This is a genomic window from Capnocytophaga sp. G2 (assembly GCF_035282625.1).
Classification (GTDB): Bacteria; Bacteroidota; Bacteroidia; order Flavobacteriales; family Flavobacteriaceae; genus Capnocytophaga.
Genome location: NZ_JAYKBU010000005.1, coordinates 114451 through 128652, shown reverse-complemented (window position 1 = coordinate 128652; position 14202 = coordinate 114451). Strand labels below are relative to the sequence as shown.

At 42.2% G+C, this 14202-nt stretch carries 12 protein-coding genes; 5 read left to right on the top strand and 7 right to left on the bottom strand.

Going from position 1 to position 14202, the window contains the following annotated elements; translation table 11 throughout:
- Positions 1 to 41 precede the first annotated feature (41 nt).
- Entirely contained in the window at positions 42 to 1073 is a 1032-nt protein-coding gene (gene rlmN, locus VJJ03_RS04600) for a 23S rRNA (adenine(2503)-C(2))-methyltransferase RlmN (RefSeq protein ID WP_323974123.1), read from the bottom strand.
- A 139-nt stretch (positions 1074 to 1212) separates the two neighbouring features.
- On the opposite strand from rlmN, the gene VJJ03_RS04595 reads away from it, so the two are divergent.
- The gene (locus VJJ03_RS04595; RefSeq protein ID WP_253908252.1) at positions 1213 to 2187 is read left to right on the top strand and encodes a phosphatase PAP2 family protein; all 975 of its coding nucleotides are present in this window, start codon (positions 1213 to 1215) and stop codon (positions 2185 to 2187) included.
- A gap of 86 nt (positions 2188 to 2273) precedes the next feature.
- On the opposite strand, the gene VJJ03_RS04590 is transcribed toward VJJ03_RS04595, so the two are convergent.
- From VJJ03_RS04590 to terL, 5 genes are all read right to left on the bottom strand, one after another.
- Positions 2274 to 2951 (bottom strand): WG repeat-containing protein, encoded by a 678-nt coding sequence (locus tag VJJ03_RS04590; protein WP_323974101.1) that lies wholly within the window; start codon positions 2949 to 2951, stop codon positions 2274 to 2276.
- A gap of 13 nt (positions 2952 to 2964) precedes the next feature.
- Entirely contained in the window at positions 2965 to 3525 is a 561-nt protein-coding gene (locus VJJ03_RS04585; protein ID WP_323974099.1) for a WG repeat-containing protein, read from the bottom strand.
- Between the two features lie 238 nt (positions 3526 to 3763).
- The gene (locus VJJ03_RS04580; RefSeq protein WP_323974097.1) at positions 3764 to 4297 is read right to left on the bottom strand and encodes a hypothetical protein; all 534 of its coding nucleotides are present in this window, start codon (positions 4295 to 4297) and stop codon (positions 3764 to 3766) included.
- A 124-nt stretch (positions 4298 to 4421) separates the two neighbouring features.
- On the bottom strand, positions 4422 to 5669 hold the full coding sequence (locus VJJ03_RS04575; protein WP_009745086.1) for a phage portal protein: 1248 nt from the start codon (positions 5667 to 5669) through the stop codon (positions 4422 to 4424).
- A gap of 175 nt (positions 5670 to 5844) precedes the next feature.
- The gene (gene terL / locus VJJ03_RS04570; protein WP_323974095.1) at positions 5845 to 7467 is read right to left on the bottom strand and encodes a phage terminase large subunit; all 1623 of its coding nucleotides are present in this window, start codon (positions 7465 to 7467) and stop codon (positions 5845 to 5847) included.
- Between the two features lie 489 nt (positions 7468 to 7956).
- On the opposite strand from terL, the gene VJJ03_RS04565 reads away from it, so the two are divergent.
- The 4 genes from VJJ03_RS04565 to VJJ03_RS04550 all read left to right on the top strand — a co-directional run bounded on the left by VJJ03_RS04565 (position 7957) and on the right by VJJ03_RS04550 (position 11758).
- Complete coding sequence (locus VJJ03_RS04565; RefSeq protein WP_323974093.1) at positions 7957 to 9549, top strand: glycoside hydrolase xylanase; 1593 nt, start codon at positions 7957 to 7959, stop codon at positions 9547 to 9549.
- Positions 9550 to 9611: 62 nt separating this feature from the next.
- On the top strand, positions 9612 to 10436 hold the full coding sequence (locus VJJ03_RS04560; protein WP_323974121.1) for a leucine-rich repeat domain-containing protein: 825 nt from the start codon (positions 9612 to 9614) through the stop codon (positions 10434 to 10436).
- An 18-nt stretch (positions 10437 to 10454) separates the two neighbouring features.
- The gene (locus tag VJJ03_RS04555; RefSeq protein WP_323974091.1) at positions 10455 to 11270 is read left to right on the top strand and encodes a leucine-rich repeat domain-containing protein; all 816 of its coding nucleotides are present in this window, start codon (positions 10455 to 10457) and stop codon (positions 11268 to 11270) included.
- Positions 11271 to 11302: 32 nt separating this feature from the next.
- The gene (locus tag VJJ03_RS04550) at positions 11303 to 11758 is read left to right on the top strand and encodes a DUF302 domain-containing protein (RefSeq protein WP_009745081.1); all 456 of its coding nucleotides are present in this window, start codon (positions 11303 to 11305) and stop codon (positions 11756 to 11758) included.
- Between the two features lie 163 nt (positions 11759 to 11921).
- Here VJJ03_RS04550 and VJJ03_RS04545 read toward each other — a convergent pair whose 3' ends face one another.
- Positions 11922 to 14069, bottom strand: coding sequence for a S9 family peptidase (locus tag VJJ03_RS04545; protein WP_323974089.1), 2148 nt, complete (start codon positions 14067 to 14069; stop codon positions 11922 to 11924).
- Positions 14070 to 14202 lie beyond the last annotated feature (133 nt).

The window sequence follows — 14202 nt, the reverse complement described above, 5'->3', positions numbered from 1 at the left end:
GATGCAAAGTTAGGTAATTTTTTTGTATTTTTGAATATTTTTCACTGTTTATTAGCGAGCTGTCCACAGGCGGCATCGATGTCCTTACCCCGTGAATAGCGGATAGTGGTAGTGATTCCTGCTTCTTCTAATTTCTTTTTATATAATAATAGGATTTTTTCATCGGCTTGGAGGAAAGCTCCATCGTCAATAGGGTTATACTCAATGAGGTTCACCTTACAAGGAGCAAAACGGCAGAAGGCGACCAGGGCTTCTATGTCCTTGAGGGTATCATTAACTCCTTTCCAGACCACATACTCATAAGTGATCCGGCTTTTGGTATGCTGGTACCAGTACTGGAGTGCCTCTCGGAGTTCTGTAAGGGGGAAATTAACCGTCCAGGGCATAATGCGGTTGCGTGTTTGTTCTATAGCGGAGTGTAGGGATACAGCGAGCTTGAACTTGACCCTGTCATCCGCCATTTTACGGATGAGCTTGGAGATACCAGAGGTGGAGACGGTGATGCGCTTTGGGGAGAAACCAAGACCTTCTTTTTCAGAGGTAATGCGTTCGATAGCCTTGATCACATTGGGATAGTTCATCAGGGGTTCCCCCATGCCCATAAATACGATATTGCGCAAGGGACGTGCATAGTAAAGGCGGCTTTGCTGATCAATGGTGAGAACTTGGTCAAAAATCTCATCAGGAGAGAGGTTACGCATGCGCTTGAGCCGTGCCGTAGCACAGAAAGTACAGTTGAGGCTACAACCTACTTGGCTGGAGATACAGGCAGTAATCCGTGTATCGGTAGGGATAAGCACGGATTCCACATAGAGACCGTCATGGAGGCGTACAGCGTTCTTAATGGTGCCATCCTCACTGCGCTGCATGGTATCCACCTTAATATGATTGATGACAAAGTGCTCCCCAAGCAGCGTTCGTGTTTCTTTGGAGAGGTTAGTCATCTGGTCAAAGGAATGGGCACCTTTTGTCCAGAGCCATTCATATACTTGGCTAGCACGGAAAGCTTTTTCTCCATGGGCGAGGAAAAAGGCTTGGAGTTCTTCTTTCTTTAAAGCACGGATATCCTTCATAAAATGAAAAGTGAAAAGTGAAAAATTTTTCATTTTTCACTTACTATTGGGGCTGCAAAGATACAAAATAAAGATGAACGATTTAAGATTCCTATTTTTTTTGTAAATTTGCACGCTTAACCTTAGTAGTTTTCAGAATATGTCCCTATTATGGCTTCCTTATAGACTATCCATGCGTATTTTTCTTTTCTTTATTCCTAGGCTTCCGCTCTTGACTTTGTTATCCTTTTTTCCTTGCTGGTCACAACAGCCCCTTCCCTACCCTATCCCACAAGATACTCTTCTTACCCAAGAGAAGGATACGCTATCCCTCGTACAAAGCAACAAGGAGGCTGATAAGGTGTTCTTGAGGGAACAGGATACCTTAGTGAATTCTTTTGCGGATAGTCTTACCTTGGCAAGTAAGCCCTCCTCTGCAAGGCTATGTGGGACTCCTTTGAGGAGACGTCCTTATGTAAATCCTTGGTCATTAGTCATTCCTATGGCACTGATAGGTCGGGGTATTTTTTCCATAGATTCGCGTTTTGACCACAAGCTCCAACACTACGTAACCAATAACATCAAGGGTAAGCTCCGTATAGATGATCACTTGCAATACCTGCCTATTGCAAGTGTATTTGCCTTTCCGAACCTTGGGATGCGACCTTATCATAATCTGAAAGCACGTTTGTTAGTAGGGTCTACCGCCTACGCATTAACGGCGATATTTGTCAATTCCTTGAAGTATTCTGTCAGACAACTACGTCCAGACCGTAGTACCCACAACTCGTTTCCTTCCGGACATACGGCGACCGTTTTCACAGGGGTGGAGATCCTCTACCAGGAGTACAAACACTATGACCCTTGGATAGGGATTAGTGGGTATATAGTGGCAACCTCGGTGGGACTGTTGCGAATCTATAATAACCGACATTGGGCATCGGATGTGGTAGCAGGGGCAGGAATAGGAATCCTCAGTGCTAAGCTAGCCTACTTGCTACTGCCTTACACTTCCAAGATTATAAAGAGAGAAAAACAGTCTGAAAAAGACCTTCCACAGTGGCAAAGCCTGCTATTGCCCACTTACGATTATAAAGAGAAAAGCGTGGGGCTCTCTTTGACGATTCATTTTTAAATCCTAAATAACCTGCCCTATTTTACTCTTGAGTTAAATACCTCTTCATTTTGTCTTTATAGAACCTTGTTTTTGGAAAAATTTTTTCATTTTTTGAAAATTGAAATAGAGTCATCATATTTGTGAGGAGTTACTAATACTCCTTGCTTGTTTATCATTCCCCATTTGCCGTTGCGTTTTACTCCTATTTGATCGCTATTAAACTTATCTATCTGTTCATATTGGCAAGGTACGATTAATTTCCCTTGCAAGTTGAGGAATCCCCAATAGCCATTAAGACGTACAGCTATAAGGTCATAACAAGTACTTATGGCATCATATTTACAAGGAGTTACTTCTTTTCCTTCTTTGTTGATACAGCCCCATTTGTCATTGCGTTTTACTTGTGCAAGAGATCTATCAAAATCTTTAGCTTCTTCGTATATGGCAGGCGTAATAACTTTCCCTTCGTGATCAAAAAAACCTTTTTTATTGTGTAGACTTACTATAAAAGTATCATAAGAAGGACCATAAACACTATCATAAGTATCAAAAGGGACAATTACTTTATGATTATCATCTACTACACCTTTTTTGCCTTCTTTGGTAACCAAACAGTAAATAGTACCTTGCCAGTATTCACTGAGTAGTTTGATGTTGTCATACATAACAGGAATAATAAGTTGGTTATTCCTATCCATCATTCCCCATTTATTATCTTTGTTTAAAAACACACCGCTAAGTCCAGCTACCTCTACTTGGTCATAAACAAATGGGAGTATCATTTCACTTTTGTCATTAATACCTCCCCATTTTATGGTCTTTTTTTAGGAAAGTAGTCATATATCCTGTAAGGATTACCTCATCATACTGAAAAGGAGTAACGATTTCACCTTTTTCATTTACACGTCCCCACTTATTGTTTTGTTGCACACAGAAAGGATTTCCATCGGCATAACTAATTTTAAAATTATCATACACGAAAGGAACTGCTATTTTTCCTTTAGAATTAATAGCCCCCCATTTGCCATTTTCCTTTGCCCAAGCAATATTCGAAGGACATTCAAATGTGCTTAAGTCTTCATATCTCAGAGGAACAACAACCTTGTTATTACGGTCTACCAAACCGTATTTAGAAGTCTTAATACTTTGTACAATATAAATCCCTTCTAAAAAACTTACATCTACCGACTTGTATTTTTCTCTCCACTGAAGTTCTGCTATTTCCATTGCAGCAATGTTTGCACTGCTATGTATATACAGCCAACCCCTGCAATTATAATTATTTCTTCCCAAATAATCTTGTCCCATCATAATATTACTTATCAGTATTGCAACATATATTATGTATTGTTTCATTTTTATAAATATTTTGAAAGAACAAAGATACAAATAATAATGAAAAATGAATAGTGAATAGTGAAAAATGTAGCCAAGCGAATACTTGGAGCTTGGGAAGTTGTGTAAGCGAGCAGGAATTAAGTGAATAGTGAAAAATGAAGAGTATAGCCAGCGAGTGCCCACAGCTGGGTATGTGGATGAATAATAAAGTCACGTGAGCGAGTATGTGAGTGAGTGAAAAATGAAAAGTGAATAGCTATTCGCCTTTCATTTTTTCGTTATTCATATTAAAGAACTCCTTGAGTTTGCCTTCTTTTTCGTAGTTATAGAGTGCCTTGATAATCCATTGAGGAGGATACTTTCCATGAGTGAGGATGAAAATATGCTTAATCGCCTTGCTCACAGGATAGAGGAGGGTCATCAGTTCAATAGTGCTTTCAAAGAGTTCCCCACTAGCTGTTTTCGCTAAAGGGACATTAAGCAAAGCCAAAAGGATATAAACCACAGAGATAACTGCCATCATCTTAGCATTCTTATAGAGAAACTGCCAGAGGTTAAAGGAATGTTGGTGCAGATGATAGAGCGCCCCTACTGCCATATTCAAAAACAAGGCAACCCCTATGCCCAACAGAAAAGGTTCATGTAGCTGTAACCATGCAGAGAAATAAGAACCTACAAATACCAGAGGCGTACTATGTACCAAGGTGATTACTAAATAATACAGCCTATCACGCAAGGCAATTTTTTCTCCAGAATAGAAAAGGAGAATTAAAGAAACGAAGAAAAACATAGAATAAGTGAAAAGTGAAAAGTGAAAAATGAAAAGTATAGCCAGCGAGAGCCCACAGCTGGGTATGTGGGTGAAAAGTAAAGTCGCGTGAGCGAGTATGTGGGTGAATAGTGAAAAATAGGATTTATTTATTTTCGTTTAGGAGGTTATGTATTTGAGGGATGACCTCTAAGGAAGCAAGAGCCTTTCGCCAAGGGGTATGCATCTGAGCAAGATAGGCTTTGAGGATGCTTATGCGCCTGAGGAGATATTGGTCAAAGATTTCTCTTTTGTCCTGTACCTTAAGCTGAGCGTCAAGGAAGAGGAGCTTTAGGGCAACTCCAGAGAGGTTTCCCATTCCTCGCATATTGTCAAAGGAGATATCGGGAGTTTGGGTGAGAGTGTATATCATTCTAAGGAGAGTATCCATCTCCAGTTTGACAGATTCAGGAGCGTTATGCCAAGAAATATACTGCATGGAGGCATCCTTATCTCCTTCAATCACCGCACCGGCTTCCCCTTTTTGGCTCCATCCGTTAATGGTTCCTGTAACAAATATTTTAGGGGAGGCATGGTAATCATTGGTTTCGGCAAAGTTAGAAAGCAGGTGCTCAAGTCGGTCAATAAGCGGATCTACTTGTTCGGTTTCCAGATGTTCTTGGGCGGCGTACACTACGGGGATTTTTCCAATAGAGATGGGTTTTGGATATCCTTCCACCAGGTGATAAGTATCGCTTTCACGCATCCACAGGTAGTGATTTTCAGCGGTATAAGTTTCAAAGTAATCCACTAAGGCAGCAGGCAGATTAGGATCTGGGAGAAGCCTTTCACCCCGATAGGCACGAGAGAAGGCAACCATATCACCCACCTGATTAAAATAAGGATAAAGAGTATCCCCAAAGGCAGGCGAGAAGAGGGCACAACGGAGCTTGAAGGCGCAGGGGAATCCGTAGGCAGAAGAAGGTTCCTTCAGCGGTTCAGGATACCACAGTTCTGCACATTCCCCAAAGGAGAAGACTGCACGGGCAATCCTGCGGTTCAGACTATTTTCCTTTGCTTGGGTAAGGATATGCTCAATGGTAGAGAGCATCTGCTTTTGAGTATCATCCTGTGGGGAGGCGAGGTAAGTTACAGGTTCACCAAAGAGAAAAGCTACTGCTCGCTTGATGATGAGCTCCTGCAGGGGCAGGGCAATACGGGCAACCTTCTCTAAGTGTTCGCCTGAATCGGTATGGACAAGCTTATCCCGACGTAGGGCAGGATTGTTAACGGCATGGAGAGCAGGGTTAAGAGCCTTCTGTGCCTTTTTAGTGTCCGGTAAAGGAGTGATGCGCCCTCGCTGTAATATCTTTATTGCCTGATTGGCAGGAAGAGAAAGAAGAAATGAAAACATAGTTAAGTGAAAAATGAAAAGTGAAAAATGTAGTCAAGCGAATACTTGGAGCTTGGGAAGTTGTGTGAGTGAGCAGGAATTAAGTGAAAAATGAAAAGTATAGCCAGCGAGTGCTCACAGCTGGGTATGTGGGTGAAAAACAGTTATTAATCATTAAAAATTAATCCTTTACTTTTTATCTATTGAAGAGTGCGGCGAGGTTATTTTTCTTAAAGGTTTTACGATGTTCTATGGTTCCAGTAAGCGCATCTGGGGCATCATCATGGGGGTTCGTATCGGCTTTGAGGTAGGAGGTGATGGCTTTGGCAAAGGCAGGGAAGCGTTCTCTCCATCCTTGAGGCATAAGGGTTAGGTGCTGTACTGCGGCGGAATAGGTAAAGATACGAGTAGCCTTGTTCTGTGTTTGGTAACAGGTACGGAAGTGGGTAAGGTCATTTCCCTGCTTAAGTGCACGTGCCTGCACATTGCGGGCGAAGACACGTCCGCCATTATTACTTTCAATGATACACTCCTGCACTTGATAGCGGGTAAGCAGGGAGGCAAGTGCTTGTTCGGTATACTCCATAGGTTCCTGCGTATAGAGAATATCCAAGAGATAGTTCGCTTGAGGAGTTTCCTTATAGATAATAGCACAGAGGTAGTCGCTACCGGTATCGGCAGTATCCACATAAGCCTTGGTGATTGCCAAGGGATCATTGGGCAGGTCCGTATATTCGTTAAAGGACTCATACATAAGCCCTTCTTGAGGTTGTGGGTTTTGCTGGTAAAGGCTTTCAAAAACCTGTGGGTTTCGAACTCGTGTAGCGAGGAGTTTATTCAAGGAATGGCGCTGCGCCCATAGCGGTTCTCCTTGTGTACGTGGGTCAAAGGGAGAAGGAGCCCCCACCTTAATAGCGGGATATAGTACTACCTGCCAACCTTGCGGATTATCCTTTGGGTGGTAGGTACCTTCGTGGGAGAGGAGTCTTCCGGCGAGGTCATCGGGATGCCAACGTGTGAATACGATAAGTTGTTGACTGTTATTGTGCAGTCGGGTGGAGGCAACCGTATCGTACCAGTCGGCAACATGTTCCCTGACAATAGGAGACCAGGCGGAGAGGGCATCCTTATAGAGGTCGTCTAAGATAAGCACATCCACGGGTTCCCCTGTGAGAGCTCCACCTACCCCGAGTGTTTTGAAGCCTCCTTGGTGGGAGACGACCTCACACTCATCGGCATTGCGCAGGTAGGTAGTGGACATATTACGGGAGGCAAGGATGGTTTTTGGGAAGAGTTGATGATAGGTAGGGTCATCCATAATACGCTGTATTTCTCGGTTGAACTTACGTGCTTTGGTAGTATTATAGGAGGTAATGGCAATTTTCAGTTCAGGATTACGTCCGAGCAAGAAGGGTGGCAGTCGGCGTGTAGCTCCTTCACTTTTGCCATGCTGAGGGGGCATAAAAATCATGAGTTTCTTAACTTTTCCAAAGGCAAAATCCGTCAGGAGCTGGTAATAACGTTCATGAAAGGGAGCTGGCGTAAAAGAAGGGAAGGTAAAAGCGGTAAAGGAGAGCAAGTGCTTACGCGCCTGATAGGCAGAGAATAGTGCCTCCCATTTCTCTTCACTAAGAGCGGAAAAGTCGGGGATTATGGGTTCAGGAGTCTTTTTTTCGGGGACATCCCAGCCTTCTATCTTGGCAAGGAAGGAAAGTGCGGCGATTTGTTCACGTGGTGAAGGGTATACAATTTTGTTGTCCTGTTGCTTGGGTTCACCCCGCGCAATTTCCCAAAGGAGGTCTAAAGCAAGAGCGTTCATAAAAGTGAAAAATGAAAAATGAATAGTATAGCCAGCGAGTGCTCACAGCTGGGTATGTGGGTGGAAAGTGAAAAATGAATAGTGAATAGTGATTAATGAAAAATGAAAAGTGATTAATGAAAGACTTATACTTTGTTCTAATGACGATGCAAAGATACAACTTTCTTGTAGCTATGTCAAGAAAAAAAGGATGGAGAAGTGTCCACCCCCCTAATAAGTGAAAAATGAATAGTGAAAAATGAAAAATGAATAGTATAGCCAGCGAGTACTCACAGCTGGGTATGTGGGTGGAAAGTGAAAAATGAATAGTGAAAAATGAAAAATGAATAGTATAGCCAGCGAGTACTCACAGCTGGGTATGTGGGTGAAAAGTGAAAAGTGATTAATGGCTGAAAGAGGTTTGTTAATCTTATCATTCATTATCCAACATTCGTAATTATTTACTATTTTTGCACTTTCAAACAAAAACATTCTAAAAATTCACTTGTAATGAAAAAAATTTATGCTTTATGCTTCTTATTCCTTGCTATGGCATGCAAGAAAGATGACTCCGAGGTGCTCCCCAAAAGCAGTGAGAAAGACATTCTTTCGTTTGTCATCACTGTAGCGGACAAGCCCTATACCGCTAAAATCAGCGGTACGACTATCACCACTGAACTTCCTGAGGACACGGACGTTACCGCCCTCATCCCCACTATTACCCTTTCCAAGGGTGCCACAATAAACCCCAATACAGGAGTAGCACAAAATTTCTCTAAGGAAGTCCGCTACACGGTAACCGCCGAAGATAAGAGTACCAAAACCTATAAAGTAATGGTAACGGTAGAGAAAACCGAGCAACCACAGGTACCTATAGAGATAGAGCCTATCCCACAAGAGGCCACCAAAGGCAAAGCAGGTGGTGAGATAATTTCTTTCAATACTAATACCCTGCCGGTTAAGAAAGAACAAATCAAAGTGAAATTGGTCAACCGCAATGACCGTACCATTACTTACCCGCTAAAAGTACAAAAGATAGACAAAAAAGAAAGACGTATAGATGTAGCCTTACCCGCTACTTACAAGAATGGAGAATACCACCTTGAAGCCACTTTTGATAAAGAAGAAGTTACAAGTGGATCCTTTGTCTTGGATAGTAGCATTCCTGCTTTGAGAGTCTTAGATATTAATCTTTTTGAAGGACCTGTTACCGTATTAGCAACTACTTCTCTACAGAAGTTTAACGCTTTGATCTACGCCAAAGAAGAATCCCTAGCAAAATATACGTATTACCTAAGAAAGAATGGGCAGGACTATCCCCTTGTGGTTACTTCTGCTTCCTCTTATAATGTTCATTTCTTAATGTTTGATACCCCTTCCACTCCACTGAATGGGGGCAAGGACTTTGATTTTGTTATCAAAGGTCAAGGGAAAGAATATGTGCTTCCCTTTGTAAATAGCGAAAAAGAACGCATAGAAGTAGTCGTAGCCCATGCTCCTGTGATTCGTACACTTTCCTCAACTACCCTAAAAACGGGGGATGAGCTAACGGTTACCGGAGAGAACTTTACTTATATGAGTGTTGGTCGTACTAATGGGGATTACCGACATTGTAGTTTGCTCCTGATGAAGGACGGAGCCGTAAAAGCGACCTTGGAGACTTACAATCACAGAGGCACCACCGCCACCTTTACCATTGATGATAGTGTCCCTTCAGGTACTTATAAGGTAGTATTCTCCTCACAGATTCGGCTAAAATCCGATCCTTTTTCGCAAGAGATTACCATAGAGAAAAAAGCGACTGCGCCCACCTCACGGCTAAAAGTTAGAGAGGCTGTGCTTTATGATAAGAATGCCAGCTGGCTTGCCAGACAAGTATTCGTTACTTTCACCGAAGAAATAAAGGATGCTCAGGTGAAAGCCCTTGTATTCCCCCAGCTAAGAATAGAGAATTTGTTATATTACCCTATTGCCGTAAGTTCCTCTGCCTTACAGGGGAATGATTACGAATATTTAGCCAATCATCTGCCTGAGGGCTATGTGCTCATAGAGGAAAATGGCAGGGAATACCAAGTAACCTTTTCATTGAAGAAAAAGAATTAGACAGGACAGGCAAGTGAGGTAAGTTAAAGTGTAGTATTATGAATCCTTAAAATGCAACTATGATGAAAAAAGTCTTCTTCTTTCTCCTTATCGCTATGGTATTGGCAAGTTGCCGAAAGGAAGATAGCCATAGTGATATTCCCGCAAGCGACTACCGGCTAAGTGACGATGGACTTACACTCATCCGATGGAATAACCGCAATACCCCCCGCATAGATATGCAAGCCGATAGCAAACTGCGAGAGGTAAATACCATTGGCGAAGGTGCCTTCAAAGGCTGTGAGCATCTTAGAGCGGTAACCTTCTCTGACAATTTAAAAGAGATAGGAGCGGAAGCCTTTGCCGAGACTGACCTAAGTGAAACGCTCCTGTTCAATTCTTATTCAAATGTAGTGTTAGGGGAGAAGGCTTTTTATCATTCCAAGATTAGAGAGGTGGTACTTCCCAAGACAAAAGCATTACCTAATCACATTTTCGCCAATTGCAAGCACTTGAAAGAAGTTACCTTTAAGGAGACAGGGCTTATAGGGGAGGGTGCTTTTTACGCTTGTGAAGCCCTTGAACAAGTGGATCTCACTCAGGCAGGTGTAAAAGGAATAGGGAAAGAAGCTTTTGCTAATTGCCAACGCTTAAAAAAGGTGCTTCTCTCGGTAACGATGAACTTAAAGCCTATAGGAGATAAAGCCTTTGCCCATTGTACTTCCTTAAAGCACCTCACCATTCTCGCTCTTTATCCTCCCTATTTTGAAGGAGACCCTTTCTTAGGTATTCCCAAAGCTACCTTTCCTAAAATATATGTACCAAGTAAGCCAGAGGATCTCATTGATACTTATAAAAGAGATCCTTACTGGAGGGCATTAGCCGATTATATTCAAGTTATTCCATAGCAATAGCCTCTTTGTAAAATGAGAAAAGTTTTATTATTCACCTCAATAGCAGTCGCCCTTATAAGTTGTTCCAAAAGCAATAGCGACCACCCCAACCCTGCGAAACCTAATCGCTCCACGGCGGATTATGAGCTTAGTGGCGATGGGCGTACGCTCATCCAATGGAAGAACCCTAATACTACAGTGCTTGATATGCAAGCCGATAGTGAGCTTCGGGAGGTCAATACGATTGCTCAGGGGGCTTTCAAGGAGCATAAGAACTTACAATCCATCACTTTCCCTAAGAACCTAAAAGAGATTGGAGCTAATGCCTTTGAAGAAGCTAACCTTAGTGGTGAGGTTCTCTTCAACACCGCAGCCATGGTTGATTTTGGAGAAAAGGCTTTCTTCAACACTCACCTTAAGAAAATAACCCTTCCTAATATACGTGTACTGCCTGATCGTGCTTTTTCTTCCTCCAATAATCTGGAAGAGATTCATTTTAATAAAATAAGCAAATTGGGCTTTGGAGCTATTAGTTGGAATTATATAAAGACCCTTCACTTAGAAGATACGGGACTTACAGAGATAGAGACCGTGGGTATTTCGGGTTCTTTAGAGATGGAAAGTGTGATCCTGCCTGCAACACTCACGGCTATAGGGTACGATGCTTTTTGGTATTGTAAAAAGCTAAAAACGGTAACTATCCATGCTACAAACCCGCCTACCTTAGTAAACAACCCGTTTATAGCAGTCCCTTTAGAGAAGATTTATGTCCCTAAGGCTTCGGTAGAGAAGTACAAGCAAGCCCCTTTTTGGAGCCTCTTTGCCAGCAAGATTTACCCTAAACCCTAATAGAGATAACATTCATTTTATAATTGAGTCATATGAAGTTTTTATTTAGCTTATTATTATTTCCGCTCTTAGCGGTGGCGCAGCCTAAATATGGAGGTCCTATAACGCATATTGCTTTTCTCAGTTCCTATTCGTCCGAGCAGACAATAGCTACGCTTAAGAAGACCTTAGAACAAAAGGGAATTACTGTTTTTGCTACCATTGATCACCAAGCAGCCGCTAAAGCGGTAGGGGAAGAATTGTCGCCTATAACGTTGCTTATCGTAGGGAATCCTAAAGTAGGGACTGCTCTGATGCAGGAAGAACCTTTTATGGGAATTGAGCTACCCTTGAAAATCGTTGTTTATGAGCAAGATAAAAAAGTATGGGTAGGTTATAAGCCCATTGCTCCTATCGTGAAGGAATACCATTTAGAAAAGAGTAAGGGTATTGCTGAAAAAATAGACACCACCATGCAACAGTTAATAAGATTATCTATTGGCAATTAGGTTGTCGCACAATAGTAAAAATCCCTGTGCGGTATGTTCTGCATGGGGAGTTGTTAAGCGGATTAAAAAACACAAGGTGCATCCCATTAGGGATGAGTTAAAAAGGGTCTTAGCTTTGCCAGCTAAAACCCTTTATCATTATTGGTTTTTGGATACTTGTTTTTTATTTGTCTATTCCTATACATTTGAGGATAAAGGCGAATTCAAAGGCTGTATCCTTAATTCTACCGTAGCGACCTGTGGCACCTCCGTGTCCGGAATCCATGTCCATGTGTAGGATCAAGAGATTCTTATCGGTTTTAAGGGAGCGAAGCTTGGCTACATACTTAGCAGGTTCATGGAAGAGTACTTGAGAGTCATTAAGCCCGCCTGTTACGAGCATATTAGGGTAGTTTTGTGCTTTAATGTTATCATAAGGGGAGTAGGAAAGCATATATCGGAAATATTCTTCCTCATTAGGATTTCCCCATTCCTCATATTCACCGGTGGTAAGGGGGAGCGTATCATCCAGCATGGTAGTTACCACATCCACGAAAGGCACCTGTGCCACCACGGTATGGTATAGGTCAGGGCGCATATTGGTTACGGCTCCCATGAGCAAGCCTCCTGCAGATCCTCCTGCGATAGCTAACTTGTCGGAAGAAGTATACTTGTCATTGATAAGCAACTCACTGCAGGCAATAAAGTCGGTAAAGGTATTTTTCTTATGGAGGAGCTTTCCATCTTCATACCATTGTTCCCCTAAGTCACTCCCTCCACGTATTTGAGCGATAGCAAAGACAAATCCTCTGTCAATAAGGCTATAATAGGAAGTGCTGAAATACACTCTGGAGTTACTACCATAGCTTCCATAAGAATACAAGAGTGCAGGGGCGGATCCGTCTCGCTTAAGACCTTTTTTGTACACCACTGCCATAGGGACTTTCACGCCATCAGGGGCGGTAGCCCATAGTCGTTCCACGGTATAATCGTCAGGATTGAATCCTGAGGGCACCTCTTGTTCTTTGAGTTTGTTGCTTTTTCCTTCAGCTATTTCATATTCATAAAGGGTAGTAGGACGGTTCAATGAAGTGTATGAATAGCGGAAAGAAGGGGAGTCATACATAGGATTTTCTTTCAAAGAGACAGAGTATACAGGTTCAGGGAAGGAGACTACGCGTTTTTCCCCTTCTGCCACAGGGAGTGCTTCTAACTGAGTAAGCCCATTTTTGCGCAAGGACACCACTACATAATCCTTCAGTACATCAATTCCCTCAATACGTGTGTTGGGATCATGAGCAAGGAACTCTTTCCAAAGAGTACGGTCAGTATATCCTACCAAAGGTAGTTTGTACATTTCTCCATTGAGATGCTTATCATCCTTATAACGAAGGAAGAAATAATCCTTATGTGGGTATACGGCATATTCCACTCCTTGGGTACGCGGCAAGAAGACTTTCAGCGGCTGGGTAGGGTTATCTGCAGAGAGATAACGTGTTTCAGAGGTAGAGGAACTTCCATTGAACACCCATATATGCCTTTTGAGCTTATCGGCAGAGACATAAGTAGAGAAACGAGCATCATCCTCTTGGTAAAGAAGCACGGAGTTAGGGGCATCCAATGCTTGACGATGAATCTGGTGGGAGCGTAAGGACTTATCAATAGTACTATAGAAGAGGGTCTTGCTATCATTTGCCCAAGCCACAGAAGCAACTCCCTCCACACGGAAGTTGATATCGCTACCGGTGGAAAGGTCTCTGACTTTCAAGGTATATTCCGCATAGGAGCCTGTTTCATTATACAGATAAGCGGCTTTTTGATTATCTGGACTAATGAAATACCCTTCAAAGATGAAGGCATTTTTTCCTTCAGCCATCTGGTTCACATCAAAGAAGACTTCTTCAGGGGCTTCCATGGAACCTTTTCGGCGACAATAGGTAAGATACTGTTTTCCTTTTTCGCTACGGTTGTAGTAGTAGTAACCATTGTCAAAGGTAGGATAAGTTTGGTCATCTTCCTTAATGCGTCCGAGAATCTCATTATAGATGGTCTCTTGCAGTTTTTTGGTAGAAGCCATTACTGTATCAGTATAAGCATTTTCTGCTTTAAGGTATTCTATGACTTTAGGATTGGTTTTGTCCTTAAGCCAGTAATAAGGGTCGGTGCGCTTTTCCCCGAAATTCTCAAAGGTTTCAGGGATTTGCTCAGCTACGGGAGCAGGAGGGAATTGGTCTTGATTGAAAGGGGTTGTTTTTTCCTCCTTCGTAGTGTGACAGGAAGTGATTGCGATGGCTATAGCTACCAAAGGCAATGCAATATTCATTCTTCTCATATATATATAATTAATAATTAAAGCCCGATTTGTATGAAATATGGACGTCTCTGCTACAGAATTTTAAAATATTAGTATATCATTCCGCTTATAGAGGCAATTTCACTATTCTTATTCTGTGAAAGTATATGTA